Source organism: Photorhabdus kleinii, from assembly GCF_025384885.1.
Classification (GTDB): domain Bacteria; phylum Pseudomonadota; class Gammaproteobacteria; order Enterobacterales; family Enterobacteriaceae; genus Photorhabdus; species Photorhabdus kayaii.
Window position 1 is genome coordinate 17,457 of the sequence record NZ_JAJAFY010000040.1, and the last position, 22,100, is coordinate 39,556.

A 22,100-nucleotide genomic window follows, 5' to 3' on the forward strand; every position below is an offset into this window, starting at 1 on the left:
GATTTACTAAATACGAGTGTCTAACCACTCTTTGCAGGCAAAAACCATTTTCTCACTATTTTCTGAAATAGCATTTTTTACTATCTCTTGTTGTTTCACTTTATCTTCCGTACCAAATTTAACTGCACATAAATCATGATTTAACTCAACATCATGACTAGAAACAATGAACGAACCACTTCCTTTACTTAATATACGCCATGAGCCACTATGGGACTTTAATACTAAAGGCGGCTCTGGTTGAAAATATTCAATCAATAAATTATCCGCATCACAGAATCGTATACTACGGAAAGTCTCATTTCCATTTGGTGTTGATACTTCCATATTAAATTCTTGATGTTTATCATCATTATAAATAACTTTTACTGAATCACAATGCGGTAATATCTTGCTCCAGTCATCGATATTTAAAAAGATCTTATAAACATCATCAACCTGGTGAGGAATATAATATCCCGCAGTAAAAGTTAATAAATTTGATTTTTTATGACTTTCTACCTGGCTTTTTATACTATCCATCTCCATTCGAGTATTATCATTGATAAATGAGATAATAAAGGAATTAGCCTGGTCATGATTATCAACACCATCAACGATACCACTGACATCTTCTAATAAACCCCAGTTCCTTTGTACTGTTAGAATACAGCGTTGATCATTAATAGGAATGATTTGCCATCTGCCATTCATTGTTTTTAATAATGGCATCGGTGTAGGCATAACATAATCAATCCGGTAAATAGCATCAAAATAATATCGCTGCGTTTGCCAACTTACTGCTTTATTATTTTGTTTTGCTTTGATTTCAACCAATTCTTCGTTACCTGATCTCTTTAAAACTTCTGCACCATCACAGAATGAAAAAATATCTGTCCAACAAGAGACATCTTTAACCAAAGTATAAACCTGCTGTGCCGGCGCTTCACATACGACTGAGTGAGTAATCGTTCCTTTTAATACTTTTCCCACGCCCTCTGTTGATTCGACGATATTTTTTATATTATTGAGCTCTTTAACTGAATTAGTATCAATAGCTTTACTAATAAATTGGTGTGCCTGCTCTATTGTTTCAACACCATCAATTAACCCGGCTATTTCAGACTCAAGATCATATAAATGCTCCAACAACAGCACACATTGCTGAGAATTGATTTTAACCACGCGCCATGACGTTTCCATTTCTTTAACTAATGTCATTGGGGGATTCAGTTTTGATTTTATACTGAATGTTTCTGGATAAAATTTACGATTTGATTCCCATTGCATTAAAATATCGTTAAGTAAAGCTTTGACCTCTATTTTTTCACCCTCGTTATCCCTAAAGAGAGCTTTTACTTCCTGGCAAGGCTCAAATATTTCCGGCCATTTGTCAGAATTTAAAATGATTTGATATACATTTTCTACCTGAGCATTACAAATAATTGAATGTGATTCTACATAATTCATTATTGATTCCTCAATGTAAATAGTTTTTTAGGATCGATTGACTTAATTAACTCTGCTTTCAATATCTTATCATTATGGCTCTTTGGAAAGTATTCATCAGTAACATAGAACCAGTCCGGCCACTTTTCCCGACTTAATTTACGACTTAAAAATGATGAAATAATATCTTCAATTTCAGGTAATGATTTCTTCGATATCTCGCCACTCATACAGGCAACCGGTTGATCAATAGCAACACCATTTTCATGGAAAGAAAAACCAACAACCGTAGCCACATTCACATTGGGTATCCGGGATAAAATAGATTCAACTTCTTCAGGATAAATTCTATGTCCGTTAGCACTCATAAAAGTATTTTGCTTACGTCCTTTTAAAATTAAATACCCCTCTTCATCTATATAACCGAGATCACCGGTGGAAAACCACTCATCAGGAGGCGTTATTTCTCCAGAAAGGACGTCATAATATCCTTCCATAATACTTTCACCCCTTATTATAATTTCTCCAATATTATCAGATGAGCCTATAATAGGTTTAACCGCTACCTCCAATGTATTATCAATTTTGCCAACACAATAAATTGAATTGAGATATCTTTTATCAAGATGATCTTGCTCATCTACCCAACAGAAAGGACCATAAGTTTCACTTAACCCATATCCCTGCATCCATTCACAGCCAATTAATTGACGCCCTTTCTCCAGTACGCTAGGCGGCATAGCTGCGGCACCATAAGCAACAACCTGTAAGTCAGAGAGATCGATATTATGTTCTGCGGTTGATTTAACGAATAACTTCATCGATTCTGGGCGTAACATAATATGAGTTATTTTATTGCGAGAAAGATAATCAGGCCATCTCTCTACATTTCTGTCTTCCGGTATAAAAAGTGTTGATTGATGTAATAATGAACCGAAAGAAAAAATCACTCCCGTTGTATTATTCAACAAACCTGACATGAATATTTTAGCATCTTGAGTAAACTTTAATTTCTCTGTCACCGAATAAATTCGTCGACATACTAATGATTCTGAAATACTAATGGCTTTCGGTTTACCTGTACTTCCACTGGTGAACAGGACAATAAAGTTAGCAATAGATTGCGGAGAATAAGTTATCATTGGAGTTTCCGCGATACCATCACTGACCCGGATCTTATGATCTGAAATATCAATCACATTAATGTTGTTTTCTTTTAATCTTCCAACAAAATGTTTATCTTTTTTAAGGTAAACCACAAAATCATATTGCACTTCATTGGTAAAATTAATCCATTCATCGATTGTCGCTGATGATAAATTATAGGGCATTAATAAATGCAGCCCCATAGCACTAGCCGCAGCTAAAAAGAAAATACCTAATTCATCATGTTCAAATATAACAATGACTTTATTACCTTTTTTAACTCCTCGACTAAGTAAATCATCAATTAAATGGGAAACAGAAGATATTACCTCTTTTCTTGTATAGTGATAATCCTTAGTGATAATACAATCATGATGTAAGTTATCACGCCCTGAATGTAACAACATAGAGATTAGTTTCATTTCTGTTTCCCTTTAATTAGCAGTTAATTTTTATCGTTTAAACTTGATGAGACGAAATCAAGAACCGCTCTTCCTGTTTCCCAATGACTGAATTGACTTTTCGTCACGGAAATACCGAACTCTTTCTCAATCTCTTTTGCCAAATCAGCTAATTCCGTGGAATCCATATCATAGGCATCAGCAAGGTTTGCATCCATATTGAAATCATCAATATTAATGTTAAGAAAAAGAGACAAAATCGTTTTTATTTTTACTTCTGGATTATTATTCATATATTTTTCCTCGCGTAATTACATATTTTAGAGATTAAATAGCTGAAAAACTCAACGCACATACATGACCTTGGTTACTGAAACGCTGAATTATTATTTGGTTAGCATTTGAAAACTCATTAATTTTATTAGATTGTTGTTCCCCATCCCCATGACTTTCTGACAAGAATGATGACGCCAGGACTGAATCAATCACGCCACTGACTGAAAATTGATTATTCAAATAAGGCCTCAGATTTATAAATGATGTTTTTATCTCTTTATTTGAGAAAGCCTTACTCGTTATTTCTTTTTCATCATCATATATTCCATCCATAATAAACACAGCATTCTCATTATGGTTGAATAGTTCAGCGGTATATTCTAAGGTATTATTTCTTGTATTTTTATCAGGTGCAAAATAATCAACAAAACCGGTTAATTCACACAATATCGAAGCACCACGCTCTAAAGCGTGTTGTCTCTCTTCCAGCACCAGAAATGCAGCGCCCTCCGAAAAATCTCCTGGCCGTTTTTCGCCAAAAACCTCAGAGTGTTTCTGGTTTGACGTTTTCTCCAGTAAATTTTTAACTAATGGGCTGGAAAGATGTTCCGACGCACCACATAACATCACTTCCGCAACACCATTAGAAATTGCTTCCGCCGCATAGCCTATTGCTTGCATCCCTGCCACATCGGAGGTAGAAAACGTCTTAGATTGCGCACTAAAACCATAAAGCAGTGACAATTGCCCTTGAAGTGCCGCAGGGAACCATGCCGTGGCAACATAAGGTCCCATTCCCTTTATGCCTTCAATATGGAGCGCTTTAACTTCATCCTCAATATGTTGCCATCCACCAAAACAGTTTCCGACATATATTCCAACGCGATTAGGATCAAGCTTATCTACATCCAATCTACTCGCTTTTAATGCCATTTCAACGGCGACGATACCATAAACCGAAAATTCATCAATTTTACGTCTTAAGCGGTTATTGATATATTTCGCGCCATCGAAATCACTCAATGTTCTTATTACAGAACTTGCGGTCGTATTATTTTTCGATTCTTGGCCCAATAACTTCTGAATGACTTTTGATTTTATAGCGGTGACATCATCGCCATCAGGATGTATCGCACCAACACCGGTAACGACAACTCTTTTACGCATTGTCTACTGCCCTCATAACAATAACACTGTGAATACCAGAAAAACCACTTGATAATTTTAACGCGGTCTTAATTGGATATGAGCAACCTTGATTAGGAATATAATCTAAATCGCAATTAGGATCCGGCGTTTGATAATTAATTGTTGGGTGAACATACTGCTTTTCTATTTCAAGACATAATGCTACAGACTCTATCGCATTAGCGGCAGCTAAAGCATGACCTGTCATTGACTTTAATGAGTTAATTGGAATATCAAATGCACTTTCTCCCAGAACAAACTTAATCGCATTTGATTCGTTAATATCATTTTGCGCTGTAGAGCTACCATGAGCACTAATATAATTTACCGTTGATGGCGATATCTGGGCATCCTTCAACGCCATATCAATACATCGTGCCATTGCCATTCCATCCGCGGGTAAGTCAGTCATATGATAAGCATTATTGACGGATGCATACCCTGCTAATTCAGCATAGATATGTGCTCCACGCTGCTTAGCGTGTTCATAAGACTCTAAAATTAATATTCCACACCCCTCAGCAATCACAAATCCATCCCGCTCAAGGGAAAAAGGGCAAGTCGCTGCTTGCTGATTTTCCAACTCTCTTGATGATAGTGCCCCTAAAGCTTCAAAAGAGCCGATAGAGAGTGGACAAAGTGGCGCTTCACTTGCGCCAGCCAGCATAATATCCGCTCTGCCATAACGGATATGCTCCATCGCAATGCCCAATGCATCAAGTCCTGCCGCGCATCCGGTTGATATGTTACTGACGGACATAGACGCACCATATTTTTTCGCAACAGAAGTTGCGGCAGAGCTGAAATCAAAGCTGTCATAATCTTCTGATTTAATTAAATCAGGGTGAATATTCTCTTTGCCCCCTTTAGTGATCCTGAGTAAACACTCTTCCATTCCCGCAGCATCGGCAATCGCTGTTGCTATCGCAACACCAAAACGCCGGCCATCAATGTCTGAGGGTTTTAAGTTTGCATCTTGCATTGCCATCTCAGAGGCTTCTAGCGCAAACTGAAGATATTTACGCTCACTTTTCAGAACAAATTCTTTGTTATTGCCATCACTACCGTAAACTTGTCCTATTGCTCCGCTTTTAAAGCCAAATTTTTCTCTTCCCCACTCATATTTACTCACTCCCGATTTCCCGTTATGAATATTGTTCCAAAATTCATTAACGCCAACACCTGTCGGTGCAACAACACCTAGCCCTGTCACCACAACTCTACGTGGTTGAGATTCATTTCTGTTATTTATTATCACAATAATTATCTCGATAGAAATAGAATAAACATTTACTCAGGCAAGTTTTATTAATATAAAAGTTACCCATTTTCATTTAAGAAAATCATTATCTGTAAGTAATGATATTAAACTACTTTATTTATCTATAAAATCATATTTGTCATATATATTTGATTTTCATCTCCTAACCAAAATTCTTTAAAATAAGCACCAAATCATCACTCTATTTAAATACTTATTTGGTTCTTCACTGTTCTTTCATCTATTTAAGCTGCAAGAATAATATGAATACTCCAGTCTAAACCAAACTAAGTTAACTCCCTTCGCTCTGCACATGGATAGAATAATTAAGCTTTTTATTAATATCTCAATTTATTCTTAAAAATCATCCAGAAAGGAGATGACAAATTTATTATCATAGAGCCGACATACCCGCTCACAGTACAGTACAATATAACCAAACAACATAGCCAAGATAATATATCTTTTGCTAACTTATATCTTATATATCGCCTTGATCATGGGAATTTTCGATCAAACGGCGTATCTACTCTACCTCTAGTCATTAATTTACACTGAGCTGTATCTTTGTGGATTCGATACAAATAAATCATGCAATACACAACTCATACCTTAAGCACCTTCTTTTAAATATCTAAGACATGCTCAGGCATATTGGACATTAGATTTAATTGTATGATCTTGAAGTCTCTTTTCTGCTCATATTTCCCCGTCCTATCATATAGTTATATATTATTATAATATTGCAACCACTCGACTCCATGAAGCATCTGCTTTCTCTAATTTTATTGGAAAGCAGCACACTTTAAACCCATAAGGTTTAGGAATACTGGTTAAATTACAAAGCCGTTCTATCTGTAAGTAAGGATAATCCCGTCCGATAAAATGAGATGGCCATAAGCAATCTTTATTCCCAGTTTTCTTATAGTCGTTAATCATCTCTATAAATGGCCGATCAAAGCTAAATGCATCTGTCCCAATAATCTTTACCCCTTGCTCTACTAACCATTGAACAGCGCTACTTTCAATCGCTCTATAGTGAGTAAAATAGGATTTTGCCCCCATAAGTTTATCAGCTCCGGTATTGATAAGGACAATATCATTTTCTTTTATTTTATAATTAATTTTTTTTAATTGACTTTCTACAGATTGCTGATCAATTGATTGATTATCATGACTAAAATCGAGTAACACACCATGACTATAAAACCAATCCAAAGGAATATCAGTAATTGTTGCTGGCTGATCTTGCCCTTCATGCCACCCATAATGATAAGGAGCATCAATATGCGTTCCGGTATGCGTGGTCAATTGATAATACATCAGTGATAATCCCATACCATCAGGAAAATCATTGTGATCAATGATCAACTTTTTACGTTTAAACAGTTTTACAAAGGCTCTTTTCCACCATGAACTGGTATGGAAATACAAATAACTCTCACCTAATTTATTGGCTCCTTCTTTATGATCAACGATTCCCCTGGTTACTTTCTCAGGTTCCCAAAAATCACAGTCTATAGGAACACTTAAGTCAATAATATTACTCATCTTTGTTCCTTATAATGTCGGAATAGTTTATTTCCTTGATATTTGGTGTAGAAATTACCTTCTTTTGAGATAAGGCACAAACAAATTGCTGATGATGAATCAATAACGTGTTCGCCTCTAATTCTTTCATATCTTTAACAGAATCAGGGTTATTAGCCAATAATTTCTCATGTAAAGTCGAAGCAAATAATTTAATATATGCTTCAAGTCTAACCCAATAGTATAATGTCATTAAATGATAATAATTCTGAAATCCGGGACTAACTCCTAATCGTTGCTTTAACATTACACCTTTCATATATTCCAACTCCCTATCCTTAATAAAACGTTCAATAATTTCAGAAAATTTTATCTTAGAAGGAGTGACTTCAATATCAACACCTATTTCACTTGAGCTAAAACCGATGGCACAATAGTTTCCTGAAGCGCTCAGTGAAAAATAATATTTGAAGTCTTGCTCCGTGGATATATAAGGTTTACCATTATCATTCGTTATGATTTCATAATCAGATAAATATTGACTTAAAACATAACGTAATGCAGCCCGTCTAAATATAAATTTTTTTCTTCTATCCGCTAAACAAATTTGATTATGGCGAACTATATCAGAACGGTGAATTAACTGTTCAATAGACACTAAATCAATATCGTCGATTTTTATAATCCAAAGATCAAAAAAATCAGATGATAAAGAAATACCGCCCATAATTAGTAATTACCTAACCCACCACACACATTAAGTGCTTGAGCGGTTACAGCCCCGGCGAGAGGGGATGCAAGATAAGCAACCATTTCAGCCACTTCATTAGGTTCAACATATCTTCCGATAGGAACACGCTCTTCTACCCTTCTTTTCGCCTCTGCTACATCAGTGCCCCAAATTCTGGCGTAATGTTCTCTAACACGTTCCGCCATTTCACTCTCAACAAACCCAGGACAAACTGCGTTAACCGTAACGCCTGAACCATTGCGTGCTAATTCAAGCCCCAGGGATTTAGTCAGGCCGACAACACCATGCTTAGAAGCAGAATAAGGCGCACCATGAATAACACCTTGTTTCCCACCGGTTGAGGCAATATTGATAATTCTGCCGCCAGATAACATTAATTTTCTTGTCAAAACTTCATGTATAACAAAATAAGTGCCATTTAAATTAACATTTATGACATTTTGCCAAGTTTGTGGGCTTATTTCAGCAGTAATACCTCCACCAGAAATTCCAGCGCAATTCACAAGTACTGTCAGCTTATTATCTTCAAGCTCCAGTTGGTCAAACGCTTTTTTAACATCTTCATGATTAGAGACATCACAAACTATTTTCTTTGCAAATTGACTACCATATTTATTGCGTAACTTGCCAATTGCACTATCAAGACGCTCAGGAGTACGCGATAATAATATTGGTTCAAAACCATCCTCAGATAATCTTTCTGTAATTGCGAAACCAATATCTCCTGTCGCGCCGGTAATAAAGGCATATTTCATCTGAACTATTCCTATCGTTATTTATACCCGTTATCTTCCAAGTTGCCTCTTTGTTGGCTGCACTCGCTCACCCCAGTCACATAGTTACCTATGCTCCCGGGGATTCACTCCCTTGCCGTCGCAATGCATCTTGAAATCCATAGGGTATATATTATTGCTATTCACGGAAAAACACGATTACCCCTAACAAGCATTATTCATAAACTAGTGACAGTTTTTGTCAGCATTTACGAAAAATATTAACCGCTTCACGTAAAAATCAATAATATACCGGTGTTACATTTGCAAAAAATTATAATACCAGATTACTTTATAATTTCACTATACAAATTCATATTTTCTGGCTAATCAGAGAATAAAATAAATGTTCAGCAATAATCACCGTATTTAAAAAAGGTTGAAAACCATGATGTTATGGATTAACCGTTAGGTTATATTTTCATAGAATGACAATAGAATAGGAGGGGCAAAGTACAACATAGAGAAACCTGAAAGCTTTCATCACCCATTACCCAAACAAACTTATACGCCTAATTAACCCGATTGTTGGCGACGAGACATATTCCAAGCACGTGCTCTTACCATCAGTATGTCAAACCGTTTAAAACCAGTGATATGCCAAAGTTAATCACCAGCTGGCTTATGTGACAGTTTAATGTATGTCTGATTCCTCTATAGAATATAACTTTTGGTTATATTGAATATAATCAAGAAATATATTCCAACAACGTTATTAAAAGGAATCAAATATAAAGATCATAATTTCCCAACATTCTTTATAAGCATAGCTTAGATCTTAATTTTATAACAAATAATTCGCTTATTAATAAAAATCCTTACCGGATATTTATTATATTCACGCGGATTTTATTATTTTATCTACAAAGACAGTCACCATACTGATGTGGCACAGTAATTTTGGTCACCGTAATAAAGGTGATATTTTCACTTCAACAATCAAACAGGTGACATGATGAAAAGAAGTTTTATCCCTGAATTCAAACGGGAATCTGCCCAGTCACTCCTTGACCAAAATTACAGTATTATGGAAGCTGCTAAGGCGATGAATGACAGTGAAAAAAACAGAAAATATACTAGGCAGTGTCCCTCAATTAAATAATCGTCTTAAGAAATAAACGGATACAGCCTAATTTCACCATAGCTATATAGTTTCTTGCGGTTTTTTCATAACGTGTGCCAATGCGACGATATTGTTAATACCTTTCTTGTTATCTTGATGCTCCTATCGCCTGCAAGGATCACCTTCGGGTGGCGAACAAAAACTCCCATAGCCTGCAAGGGAGTGCAGCGCCGGACTTCAAGCCGGTAATGGGCATGGCCCGGCAGCACGGTTTTACTCGCCTGAAGCTGACGGGCGCGAAACATCGGATGTAACAGCTCATGCAATGCGGCGTTCGGAGCATCAGGCTGTTGTGCCAATAACGCCATCAGCTGATCACTGCCCAAATTAGAGATCATTAAGATTACGGTATGACGAAAATCGATCTCGCGCCCCTCACCGTCGCGCATAAAGCCGCGATCAATATCCCCCCTCAGCGGCTCTGGCTGTGATATCCAGCGTAAATTTGTCCAATACGTTCTGCAAAGCCGATGATAATGGCTGAGAATTAAGCGCATATTTATCTGTGTCGCTATCCTCAATTTCAGCGATTGATCCATCCGCCGTCAGACACGCAGCTATCTCCATCTCCGGGCGCTCGTCCGATTGTTGATCCAGCAACGGGCGCAAACGTTGTAGTTGCGTCACATTCAAGTTGAGTAACGGCCAGGTATGGTGAATACGTAACCAAGCCGGTTGGCCGCGCAGCACCTGCAAAAGATGCACCGAGCGAATAGATTCATTACCCTCTTCCAGAGAAGCAACACACCAGGCAACCTGTAACAAACTACACAGGTCGCTTGATAACCGCGGGCGTTGATTGATGCTATGTGGCAAACGGTTAATTGTAGTCAGCAACGACTGCCATAACACATCCATATCCCACTCATAACGTCGAGCAATCACCGTAATATCGCCTTCGCCGCCCTCAAGCAGCTTGAGTAACCAGTGTTCCACCGTGATTTCAGCATGTGCCCGTGTCTGGCAAAATGCAGCGGCAGCTTCCAATGCCCGCGCGCAATAGGAGTTTAAGCGGCTTAATAGTGCAGTAAATACGGTATCCATATTAAAGTCCCAGTTGTCATTGAGAAGTTAGGCTGCATTCAACAAGTGAGCAGTGTTTCGCCATAGCTATCGCCTAACGAATGCTTACCCGTCGCTTGTTGTTTGAAATGCCCCCATTCTCAGGTAAAAATTTATCTGTCTGGCGAGGTTATCCCGGCCAGTTTTACGTTTAACAAACACTTCATCCACTGAATTAAAAGAGTTGCCATACCCGCGTATGGCAGTCTGTTAGCGTGTTAAGTCTGATTCCGTTCATGCCAAACATCAGAGTGAATGGTGTTGACGTCTTCATCAGCCCAAGTGATTTTCTGGTCGTTGGCAGGCGACCACCCTCGGCGGCATCAGACTGATTTCAACCCTACGATTGACAGCACGCCCCGCTGCGGTTGTATTGGTAGCGATCGGCCGCGTTGCACCTTCACCTTTTATGACAAAGCAAGTCGGCGATACATCACTGGTTTGTAATATCCAATCTCGTACTGCTTTTGCCCGCGCCAGCGACAGTACGCGGTTTTTTGCAGCATCACCGGTTGAATCAGTATGACCTGTTATCACCACCATCCAGCCCGGTTTAGCTTTAATCTCGATCAATGCGTTCACCAGCACTTTGGCCGCTTCTGGCTTAAGACGTGACTGTCCAACGTCAAACAGTGACATGCTGCTCAGGTTCAATGTCTGTGGCAACGGCTTGCCACTCTTCGGTACAGGAGGCGAAGATACCGGTAACACCGCATGGTTGATCACAGCCATCAATGGCGTATAAAGGCGATCACCTAAATAGAGCCCTAACCCTAAACGCACCGGCTCGCCATCACGTTGATATTTTTCCAGCAACGTCGCATCGAGCTTAAGTTGATGGTAAGCCTGAACTTTTGCGTCGCTATCTTTCACGTCAACTACCTGATAATGCTGTAAATCACTGCGTATCTGGCGTAACAGGCGCAAGTTGTTCCAGACACTGGAGGCCAACGCCAGACAAACAAACCCGCTCAGTAGGCCGATGCCCCAGATGACCGTTCGTCGGTGCGGTGTATGGCCAACATGATGTGGCAACAGGCGTAACATAGCATTGGGAAACGGCGATAAGTTCACCGCCTCAGCAATGCTGTGGCTAATGCGGGGTAAAGTGGTACGATCGACCAGCCATTTCGTCCATAAGCTGTCTGTCTGTGGCGTTTGTGGCAAAAACGTCAGCGCCATTGCTATCGGGTAACAAGGCCGACTGGCCAGCTCCAGGGATCGACATTCGTTCAAGATGTTTTCTACCATCCAACGTTGCCATGCCGCCGCCACAATCGCTTGTTGTAAACGTGTGACGCGTTGCTGTGCATCTCCTTCGGTCAACCAGATATTCATCCCAACAGCGGCATGTTTTTCTCCCCATACCGTCATTGTCGAGCTATCTGCCTGTAGCTCGAACCACGGGCTAATATCGCCATCAAGATAGCTGGCGATCAATACTGGTGTATGACAAGCGGTCAGCTGAGTAACACGATCAACCTGATAGCGAAGTTCCCTGATCTTTGCCGCCATCACCACGTGATCCCATTGCTGTTCAGGAAAGAGTGTTAATAACACGCTGATCTGGCTACACCAATCAGGTCTGGCTGCAATAATCGCTTCTACCAGCGTACTCATCTCACTTTGTTTCGGCACACAGATAAAACAGCCCTGTGGCGTGAAGCGTACCGGTTCTTCCGCAAACAGGGTTGCCACGCTATCTCCGCAGGTTAGCACCACAGGCTGGCGCCACGAAGCAGCAGGTAATGCCGCCATCAAACGGCAAATACTGGCCTGATGGGATATTTCAAGTGTGGTACATCCCACCCACCACCAGGCAATCACCGTTACCATCAAGATCGCAGCCAACCACAATGCAACTGATACATTCCCTAACGGGAGAAAAAATAGACATAACAGCGCCGCCAGAACACCAGCTAAAAGCCACAACATTCGTTTTAATACGCAACTCAATTTGCTCTCCTTAGCCTTACCCAACAGACAAATATTGCTGAAGGTAGAGACGCAGACCGCACCACACCAAAGTTACTCCGGCTATGGCCAAGCACCCCCAAAACCACGGAGAGCGTGCACGCCAACATTGGCCCTGATGACAGTCTGCATTGACGCGTATCATCTGATGGGGTTGCACCACCATCACCCCGGCACGATCAGTCAAGATATCCAGTAATGACTGACGTTCCTGAGAAATTTTTTCCAAGTCACCCCCCTGAAAGCCCAATGCCAATACACGCTGGAAACCCGCTAATACCAGCAGAGAGGGTTGTGGTTGATTCAACACTTGACGTATACGTTCAAACAGCCGTTCTCCAGCATGGTTGCTATTGCAAAATAGTGTCTGCAACGGCGTTTTCGACCAAGTTTCATAGCCATTATTCCGCTCAGGGCGTCTGATTATGGTTTCATCCAGCAACGCACACAAGGCATAGATGATGTGAGCCATGTGCTCTTCGCTGATACCACTTGCACTTAATTGCTGCCGAGCCTCTTCTATCAACTCCACCCCTTTTTGATATAACGCCTCACCGTGCATCGATTTATCACCGCTTTTTAGCGCAATGACTAACATTCCAATGTCAGGCATCAGGTCATCAATTAAAATCTCTTTGTTCATAGATCCTCCTCAAGGAAACCCCAGGGATGAATCAGCCCCAGACGCAATACAGTTGTTGGTCAGTGCCTCCCAACGCGCTTGTTGCTGAAATTGTGAGGGGCTAAATTCAGCTAATACGCTGTCAAAATTGTTTTTATTTATAGAACCTTTTTCTCGTTCCGAGAGTGAGCGCTGTTCCTGCCCGTTGCTGTAATCACCCATGACCAGTAATTCCAACGGTAGCTCAACCTTTTTCCGTGCACCGCCAGTATGTAAATCCAATTTAATATTAATACGCAACGCGACTTAGAGACTTCATTTTGAAAACTTGCAGTCATTGATGGCTCCTTACTACCAAAAACAGAATAAAAACATCATGTGTCACGGCATGACATTTTTATGAAATAACAAGCTTTATCAGATAGTTATGAATCCGATAATTAGACAAACAGCAAATATGAGGGAATGAATAATGGCATCTCAATTGACGAATGGCTTAACAAAACAACCGATGCAAAATAACCTCAAACTATACTCACGCTAACGAAAGAATTACCGTAGAAAACATCCAACAAAGAAAAAATTAATCTTATATAGATAATAAGAGGTACAACCTCAACAGAAGTTAAACAAGATAAAATTAAATAAAAATAAATAAAATCCAGGAAATTCTTAATGACATTTCGTAACCAATTATAATTGTTACTATTTTTAATTCTTAATTTGTTACAAATTGTAATAATCTGTAATAACCAGTAAAAATATGCAATAAATATCGGATAATTGTTATTATTTCACGACTTTATTTTATCTTTTTTACTCAAATGATATTGATTATTAATTGTATCAATATCTCCATCAACCAGCGTATTAACCTATACGCAGTACAACTCACTTCATTAAGCAGATTTGTTCTTTATTACAATAAACGGTAAACGAAATAATTTAATGAGATAGGTATTAGAGAGATAAACGATTTCTACGCGTATCAGCATTTCAATAATTTAATTATTAGTTCAAATAAAAACTTGCCTAATAGTCAACCATCCGAACTATCGACAAGACAATCAAAAATACTGAACAACACGCGGAGAAATGCTTTCATTTCAACAAATGTCTATTGGTACAGCACGTTATCCGATATATTCAATATCTCATAATGCTATATCATTTCCAGATCAATATTATTATCATTAAAATTCAACGTCAGTATCTTATTTCCTCCACCTCGATTATTACCAGGGATCTCTAATGCATTATCGTAAGTGAATTCCCTATTTATAGAATACTTAACCGCGTTTTCATTCGGTGGATTACAATAATCCTGAAATATCCAAATATTAAATTCAAATTCAGATTTAAATCCTCTTTCAGTATAGATATGAATGGCTTTATTAGGTTCATATTTATCACCTATCCAGGGAGCCCATAAATTGCCATGCCATTCAGACATTTTATCCACAGAGAATCTTTTCCTGGCAACATATCCATGTTCAACGACAACTTTACACGGCATTTTATTATAAATAGATTTAATATTTGTTACTCCTGCGATAATATTAATAGCTGGTTTATTCTGAGTGTTACTTAATTTTCTTTCCATTTTATTCACCTATATCAATTAGTAAGTTAAATAATAATTTTGATAGGATTTATACCCTATGGATTTCAAGATGCATCGCGACGGCAAAGGAGCGAATCCCCGGGAGCATAGATAACTATCTGACCGGGGTGAGTGCAGCCAACAAAGAGGCAACTTGAAAGATAACGGGTATATAATAACTTCATCCTTTCGCACACTATAATCCAGCATTGACCTAAATTATCCTTTCAACATTAATTTCCCCCTGTGACATTACACTTAAAATAACATTAACCTCTTATTAATCACGCCTACCCTCTTATATCAATGATTAGCCTTAAATTAAAATATAGCGCAAAATCTATATTTTATCATTAAGGCCAGCTCACATATCTATCGTTATTTTCCCTTAATTGCTATGGTAAGCATTATCCATTAAATTTTTCGCCCCTCTTTTCATCATCCGGGCTAATTTTATTACGTATATAGGTAATACCAGAGCGCTAACCATAGTCAGTATGAAAATAGGCCGCACGTTCTCAGCAATAATCTCCTTACCATCTAAGAAAATGGAGGAGAAGAAGAACACCACGCCGGCGCCTAAATTGGAAAATGCCATCTGGAGGGCACCAAAACCTGCTCGGTTTTCAGGGGTCGAGGCATAAGAAGCGAGCACATTTGCAGCCATCACCTGTACATAAGTCGCGAACATAAAAAGTGAGAAGAAAACGTATCCATTTATTTTTCCCGTTAATCCCAGAAAAATATTAACAATAAATAACGTCGCCGCGGCAATGGTAATTCTCTGAGGAGGGTATCTATCGCAAAGTTTCCCGGTTAAATAAGTACCCAACCAAGACGCAATACCACCGCAAAAGAATACCAGTGAAACTTGATTTTCCGGGATATAAAATACATTGGTTAATAGCGGAGCAAGTATCGGAATAAGCATGAAGGGACTAAAATTACTGACGCCACTTGCCATTCCAGCTAATGTTATTTTTTTGGTCAGCACAATTTTGTTCTGATTATTTTTTACTTTCTCTGTTCCTGGGATAAAGAAGAGGATCAGAGGCAAACTCACGATACATAAAATAACGATCAGTAAAAAAGAGACTTTCCAATTAAAACTCTCGGCCAAATATAAACACAACGGTATACCTAAAATACTCACAAATGAAAAAGATGAAAACGCAATTCCCAATACCCTTCCCCGCATACTTTCCGGGGAGTTATTCAGTAAGATGCCAATTCCTACTCCCAATGTCACCCCACCAAACAGACCGGCAACGATACGTAGCAGAATAAGTTGGTATGGTTCTGAGGAGAAAATCGTCAGGAACGTAATCAGGCCAAGAAGCAGGGTGTTTAAAATGAGAACCTTTCTTTTATTAAAACGATCAATAAAGAAAAAGGATGTCAGGCCAGAAAATACCGAGGAGAAAACATAAGCACCGGCAATAACCCCCGCCATCGTAACCGGCATGTGAAAATCTTTCGACATATAAACAAAAAGCGGCGTTACCATCATGTACTCTAACGCATTAATAAACTGAACTAATGCGACAACCATTGCAATAATAACTATCTGATTATTTCCAATTAACTTCGACATTATGAGTCCCAATTTCTGTTGGCTTAAATTTCATCGACACAGTAAGCAATTTACATCACACGCAGAGCAAAAAAAAGCACTATGTATCATCACAGTAAGAGCCTGACGTAATCAGACTTGGGATAGCTAGTAATGGTAAAGCAGAATAATCAAGCAGCAACAATTTCAACAACCTATTCATTGTCAGAAGTAAGTAACAAAGGCACTGTCTTTACCAAAATAATCATTAGGGTTGATACTCAATCGGCAAGCGTTTATCGCTACTGCTATCCCGACTAAGAATCACAAAAAGTGAAGCCCCCCTATTTATCACAATGGCTCAACTTAAAGAATTATTGGGCGGTAATAGGATGAGCTCAGAATAATTTCAAGGGATATATCAACGATCAGAAACACATAACAAACTTTCTGGAGAAATTATGGCGAATATACTTAAATATGGTGATACCGTAAAAATATTAAATAGTTTCAGAAACTGGGATGGTGGATATCTTAGTGTATATGGAACGAGCGGTATTTCAGATGGAAAATATACTGTGATAACCACTACTCAAGCCGGAACATTCTGGCGAATTGAATCAGCAACGGGCAAATCTGTCGGCAGTGAAGTTATTAACAACGATACTATTTTACTCCACAATCTTTATCAATGTGATGGCGGCTACTTAGGCCATTATGCAGCATCAAATCAACAGGTTCCAGAAGGAGAAATATACCCGATACACACATCAGATAAAAATATTCGTCCAGAGACATTAGAGTGGATTATTTATTCTGACATGCCATCTATTGATGGAAAAATCAAAGAAGATGAAAGTATTACGCTATATAACCGTTGGGGAACCAGAGGCTTTCTCGATACTAATGGTTGGGTTGGAGTCCCTGAAACAGTATGTCATGTATATACTTCTGCTAATAACCTCCGCAAACCTTATACCGGCCTGTGGAAAATGACACAAGTTAAAGATCCTTGTCTCCCGGTTACCAAACCCTCCAATTGCGCCGGAGAATGTGGCACTAGTGACGGCGGTAAATATTGCTTCCAGTTACCTCAAAGTATTCGATTTGGCCTGATAGCTTATACTAATACAACCACCCATCAACAAACAGTAAAAGTCTATATTGACGATCTTCTGGTAGATACATTCACCGGCAAAGGAACCGATACCAAAGCTTATACATCAGGTACAGGTAAAATCTGTATCGAGATTATCGGGGATGGCAAACCCTGTAAACTCCGTTACTCCTATAATACCCTTGATGGAAAACCGGGAACAGTAACTATTGGTGCTGAAAATGACGCCAATAATAATTACAATGACAGTGTGGTCGTATTAAATTGGCCACTGGTGAATTAGTTTAAAATACCCAGCTAATTTCACCACAAAAAATCATTAACAAATTAAAGCGGTATTATATGCCGCTTTTTTATGACATAAATATCATTGATAAAATATATTTCTAAGCATTACCACCCCTCATAAAAATGAAAAATACTGAAAAAGATGTTAAAAAACACAATCTAATGCTTTAATTCCCATTTGATTTATATATACCTTATCTCTTAGCATGTATTTTTATTTCTGCAAAGATACAAACAAATCAAATCGATCAGAAAATCATTAATATATAATCTTGATTACAACCCATCACTGGAATTAACCTTCAATTATACAAATCATTCTGCATCACAAAATATATAAAAAATTGCAGAGTTAAACTTGGAGTTTTCAACACCATTTTTAAATCTATTTCAACTGAAAATCAAAATAATACGTTAAGATATAATTACCATGAAGGATATATAACAATGAATACATCCAGTTATCTTTTTCTTAACTCGGAAAATATTAAATACAATGAAATATCTGGCCATAATGGGGTGTACGCAGGTTATCCCCAACCTGTCAGTAAAGATTGGCCTAATCTTCCTGTCGAATTCCAAAGACATATTGACGATGTGATTAATTTAAATGGTTATTTGTATTTCTTTAAAGGATCACAATATCTTAAATTCGACATCGCAAAAGCTCGAGTAGCTGAGGGACCTAAACCCATCGTGGAAGGATGGCCCGGATTAATAGGAACCGAATTTGAAAATGGGATAGATGCAGCTACGGAATGGATAGATATAAAAACCCCTGACATTACCGATGTCGTTTGCTTCTTTAAAGGCAGCGAGTGTATCGATTATACTGTAAGTTCACATACGATTAATCAGAAAACGATTTCAGAAAAATTGGGAACAACTGGTAAATATTCAGAATTCAGTACAAATCTGGATGCCGCAATTTTATGGAGAACTCGTGGATACCATTATATCTTCATTTTCAAAGGTAACTCTAATATCCGATTTAATCTGAAATTAAATGCTATCGATGGGGGACCAACGACCCCTAATAAAATTAATTGGCTAGGAGTTACCTTCAACAAAATTCAAGCTGCGGTATCAGTTGATACAGATTTGTTAGGTAGTCAAAACTGTGGCGGAACATGTGGTAATAATGACACTGGTAACTACTGTTTCCAATTACCACAGAGTACCAGATTTAGGCTAACAGCCTACACAAATACTGATGTTCATCAGCAAACGATAAAAATATATATTGACGACATTCTGGTAGATACATTAACCGGCAAAGGAGTTGATAACTTAACCGCCACTAAATCTTACTCATCAGGTACAGGTAAAATCTGTATTGAAATTACAGGAAATGGCAAACCCTGTAAACTCCGTTACTCCGATAATACCCTTGACGGAAAACCCGGCTCAGTCATTATTGGTGCTGAAAGTGGTACCGAGGGCAATTACAACGATAGTGTGGTGGTATTAAACTGGCCCCTAACATGAAAATGATTAGGAGGAATCAGTCAATAATAAGTAAAAATTAAAACACTTGAACAACTTCACATGTTTAAAATAATTCAGAGAATATCTTCTTCTCTGGATTATTTTATCAAATTAACCGAAAAATATCCCTATGAATAGCTAGGATCTAAACTTTGGGAAGATATTCATCAATAAAATACATCTGTTCTCCCACTCCGCTAAATTCTGTCAGGTTCACTTCGAAATCCTTTCACCGTACAATATCGACTCAAGCGCAGGCAGAAATGCTTGAGCAAATTTCTGGTTGTATTTGTTTCATCTATAACGTGACTTAAACACGGTTCCCAATATTCATATTGAAGGGTTGAAAATATTCTCAGGCTAATTATTTATTTGTGGCGTCAGAAAATATTGACACGTTAAACGCTTGTAATGAGCAATGTAAGACTAAAGCAATCTCATATTACTATGCTACTGTCAGTGCCGATAAGAATCACGTTGCTTTAACTAGGCAAGTTTCAACTGTTTAAAAAATACATTGCAGGAGAAATAACAATGGATAACTATTATGATGTTTTGATTATTGGCGCGGGTATTGCCGGCATTGGTGTAGCATGTCATTTGACAAGGAAATGTCCTGATCAGAAGTTTATTATCTTAGAACGTCGCCAAAGGATAGGCGGTACTTGGGATTTATTTCGCTATCCCGGCATTCGCTCAGATTCAGATATGATGAGCTATGGCTATGAATTCCGCCCCTGGACAGACACCAGTATTTTTGCCGATGGGCCCTCAATTAGAAGTTATATCAATGCAACGGCAAAAGAGTATGAAGTTGATAAGAAAATAGAGTTTGGGCTAAAAATCACTCAGACTGACTGGTCAAATTCGACTCGCCAGTGGACCGTTACCGCGATTGACGAAATCAGTGGGGAAACTCGGCAATTTACCTGTCGCTTTCTCATCGCTGCAACAGGTTATTACAACTATGATGAACCTTATTTACCTAAATTCCCCGGCATTGAAGATTTCAAAGGCCCGGTAATTCACCCTCAACTCTGGCCTGAAAAGTTGGACTATAAAGGAAAACGGGTTGTTGTAATTGGTAGTGGTGCAACAGCAGTTACTTTATTGCCTGCAATGGCACATGATACTAAACATATCACGATGCTACAGCGCTCTCCCAGTTACATCTTTTCAATGCCTGGAAGGGATAAGATAGCAGAGCTTTGCAAAGGCATTATTCCACAGCGCTGGATTTACACATTGAGCAGAAAGCGCAATCTTTTTCTATTTCGCTTAATTTATAAAATAAGTCGACATTTACCTACATTATTGAAAGCGTTTTTACTGGCATTGGCTCGCAAGCGTGTCGGCCCAGATTTTGACATGAAGCACTTGACGCCAAAATACATGCCGTGGGATGAACGGCTCTGTCTTATTCCCAGTAATAATCTATTCAAGGTACTAAAAGAAGGTAAAGCCTCTATTGTTACTGACCATATTGTACGTATAACTGAAAACAGTATTTTATTAAAATCGGGCAAGGAATTACCCGCAGATATTATTGTTACAGCAACTGGGCTGAAATTACATTTTCTTGGTGGAATTGAACTCTCTATTGATGGGCAAAAGCAACAAAGTCATGATCGCATGCTTTATAAGGGAACGTTGATACAGAATATCCCTAATTGTGCCTGTGTATTTGGTTATATCAATAACGCTTGGACATTGAAAGTTGATCTATCTGCGGATTATATCTGCCGTTTATTGAACGAGATGGAGCGTCGCGATGCTACCGTTGTGACACCACATGCTCAGCCAGGTGAGATGCAGGAGGACGAACATATTTTTGGTGCTTTGCGATCTGGTTACGTAAAACGTGCAAACGACTTGCTTCCTCGTCAGGGATATAGTTCAAACTGGCAGATTCCACATGATTACAAAAAAGATAAACAAGTTTTGGGGCAGCCTATAGATGATGTCGCGTTGCAATGGAAATAACCACACAAAATTAAAAATCAGTGGTTATATACCCTATGGATTTCAAGTTGCATCGCGACGGCAAGGGAATGAATCCCCGGGAGCATAGATAACTATGTGACCGGGGTGAGTGAGTGCAGCCAACAAAGAGGCAGCTTGAAAGATGACGAGTATATATCCCTAAAGTTCGGAATTTAACAGTTTTGATGTAAAAGCCAAATTCTATTTTGACACAATCAATTCAGTTTGGTGATAAAAAACAATCATATATCAAAGTATTAATTTATTAGAATTGTATCCTTCGTGTCAATAAAAATTAAGTTTTTATTTTCCTATCACTATTAAACAATTTAACTTAATAAATAATGTAAATAAAGCGGAAAATGCGATTTTTACACAGTTCAAGATAGAAATATCGTAAATTAAGTAAAGGGAATTTTAGTGGTATATTCATTGTCAGAGGAAAGAAACAAATTATCGGTATTCCTTCAGAAAACATTAATGTTCATAATTAACAAAATCAGGCGTTAATCACTATTTTTAGTATTACAAAAA

The 22,100-nt window shown here is 38.4% G+C and carries 17 protein-coding genes and 2 pseudogenes; 3 read left to right on the top strand and 16 right to left on the bottom strand.

Features of this window, described 5'->3' with window-relative positions:
• Window positions 1-6 precede the first annotated feature (6 nt).
• The 16 genes and pseudogenes from LG003_RS16945 to LG003_RS17020 form a co-directional block, all read right to left on the bottom strand.
• Window positions 7-1,449, bottom strand: coding sequence for an SRPBCC family protein (locus LG003_RS16945; RefSeq protein ID WP_262981226.1), 1,443 nt, complete (start codon window positions 1,447-1,449; stop codon window positions 7-9).
• Window positions 1,449-2,996 (bottom strand): class I adenylate-forming enzyme family protein, encoded by a 1,548-nt coding sequence (locus tag LG003_RS16950; RefSeq protein ID WP_262981227.1) that lies wholly within the window; start codon window positions 2,994-2,996, stop codon window positions 1,449-1,451. The genes LG003_RS16945 and LG003_RS16950 overlap by 1 nt, the downstream gene beginning before the upstream one ends.
• Before the next feature lie 23 nt (window positions 2,997-3,019).
• Entirely contained in the window at window positions 3,020-3,268 is a 249-nt protein-coding gene (locus LG003_RS16955; protein WP_113043504.1) for an acyl carrier protein, read from the bottom strand.
• A gap of 34 nt (window positions 3,269-3,302) precedes the next feature.
• Window positions 3,303-4,418 (bottom strand): beta-ketoacyl synthase N-terminal-like domain-containing protein, encoded by a 1,116-nt coding sequence (locus LG003_RS16960; protein WP_112878038.1) that lies wholly within the window; start codon window positions 4,416-4,418, stop codon window positions 3,303-3,305.
• On the bottom strand, window positions 4,411-5,697 hold the full coding sequence (locus LG003_RS16965) for a beta-ketoacyl-[acyl-carrier-protein] synthase family protein (protein ID WP_112878039.1): 1,287 nt from the start codon (window positions 5,695-5,697) through the stop codon (window positions 4,411-4,413). Before LG003_RS16965 ends, LG003_RS16960 begins: the two co-directional genes overlap by 8 nt.
• Window positions 5,698-6,435: 738 nt before the next feature.
• The gene (locus tag LG003_RS16970) at window positions 6,436-7,251 is read right to left on the bottom strand and encodes a cyclase family protein (RefSeq protein WP_262981228.1); all 816 of its coding nucleotides are present in this window, start codon (window positions 7,249-7,251) and stop codon (window positions 6,436-6,438) included.
• Complete coding sequence (locus LG003_RS16975) at window positions 7,244-7,957, bottom strand: 4'-phosphopantetheinyl transferase family protein (RefSeq protein ID WP_112878041.1); 714 nt, start codon at window positions 7,955-7,957, stop codon at window positions 7,244-7,246. The genes LG003_RS16970 and LG003_RS16975 overlap by 8 nt, the downstream gene beginning before the upstream one ends.
• Before the next feature lie 2 nt (window positions 7,958-7,959).
• Entirely contained in the window at window positions 7,960-8,736 is a 777-nt protein-coding gene (locus LG003_RS16980) for an SDR family oxidoreductase (protein WP_262981229.1), read from the bottom strand.
• A gap of 1,112 nt (window positions 8,737-9,848) precedes the next feature.
• A pseudogene (locus LG003_RS16985) lies at window positions 9,849-9,950 on the bottom strand (IS5/IS1182 family transposase); the annotation flags it as partial.
• Window positions 9,922-10,266, bottom strand: coding sequence for a hypothetical protein (locus LG003_RS16990; protein ID WP_262981230.1), 345 nt, complete (start codon window positions 10,264-10,266; stop codon window positions 9,922-9,924). The gene LG003_RS16990 and the pseudogene LG003_RS16985, both read right to left, overlap by 29 nt.
• Window positions 10,267-10,276: 10 nt before the next feature.
• Window positions 10,277-10,921, bottom strand: a complete 645-nt coding sequence (locus tag LG003_RS16995; RefSeq protein ID WP_262981231.1) for a hypothetical protein — start codon at window positions 10,919-10,921, stop codon at window positions 10,277-10,279.
• Between the two features lie 291 nt (window positions 10,922-11,212).
• Window positions 11,213-12,895: an OmpA family protein gene (locus LG003_RS17000; protein WP_262981232.1), complete on the bottom strand. Its 1,683-nt coding sequence runs from the start codon at window positions 12,893-12,895 to the stop codon at window positions 11,213-11,215.
• A 16-nt stretch (window positions 12,896-12,911) separates the two neighbouring features.
• Entirely contained in the window at window positions 12,912-13,556 is a 645-nt protein-coding gene (tssL, locus tag LG003_RS17005) for a type VI secretion system protein TssL, short form (protein WP_262981233.1), read from the bottom strand.
• A 93-nt stretch (window positions 13,557-13,649) separates the two neighbouring features.
• Window positions 13,650-13,873: pseudogene (locus LG003_RS17010) on the bottom strand (type VI secretion system contractile sheath small subunit); the annotation flags it as partial.
• A gap of 824 nt (window positions 13,874-14,697) precedes the next feature.
• Window positions 14,698-15,138 (bottom strand): hypothetical protein, encoded by a 441-nt coding sequence (locus LG003_RS17015; protein ID WP_112878045.1) that lies wholly within the window; start codon window positions 15,136-15,138, stop codon window positions 14,698-14,700.
• A 388-nt stretch (window positions 15,139-15,526) separates the two neighbouring features.
• The gene (locus LG003_RS17020) at window positions 15,527-16,732 is read right to left on the bottom strand and encodes an MFS transporter (RefSeq protein WP_262981234.1); all 1,206 of its coding nucleotides are present in this window, start codon (window positions 16,730-16,732) and stop codon (window positions 15,527-15,529) included.
• 419 nt (window positions 16,733-17,151) lie between these two features.
• Between LG003_RS17020 and LG003_RS17025 the strand changes: the two genes are divergently transcribed.
• From LG003_RS17025 to LG003_RS17035, 3 genes are all read left to right on the top strand, one after another.
• Window positions 17,152-18,090 (top strand): fucose-binding lectin II, encoded by a 939-nt coding sequence (locus LG003_RS17025; RefSeq protein ID WP_112878047.1) that lies wholly within the window; start codon window positions 17,152-17,154, stop codon window positions 18,088-18,090.
• A 452-nt stretch (window positions 18,091-18,542) separates the two neighbouring features.
• Window positions 18,543-19,583, top strand: coding sequence for a fucose-binding lectin II (locus LG003_RS17030; RefSeq protein WP_112878048.1), 1,041 nt, complete (start codon window positions 18,543-18,545; stop codon window positions 19,581-19,583).
• 534 nt (window positions 19,584-20,117) lie between these two features.
• The gene (locus LG003_RS17035; protein ID WP_262981235.1) at window positions 20,118-21,566 is read left to right on the top strand and encodes a flavin-containing monooxygenase; all 1,449 of its coding nucleotides are present in this window, start codon (window positions 20,118-20,120) and stop codon (window positions 21,564-21,566) included.
• The last annotated feature ends 534 nt before the right edge of the window (window positions 21,567-22,100 follow it).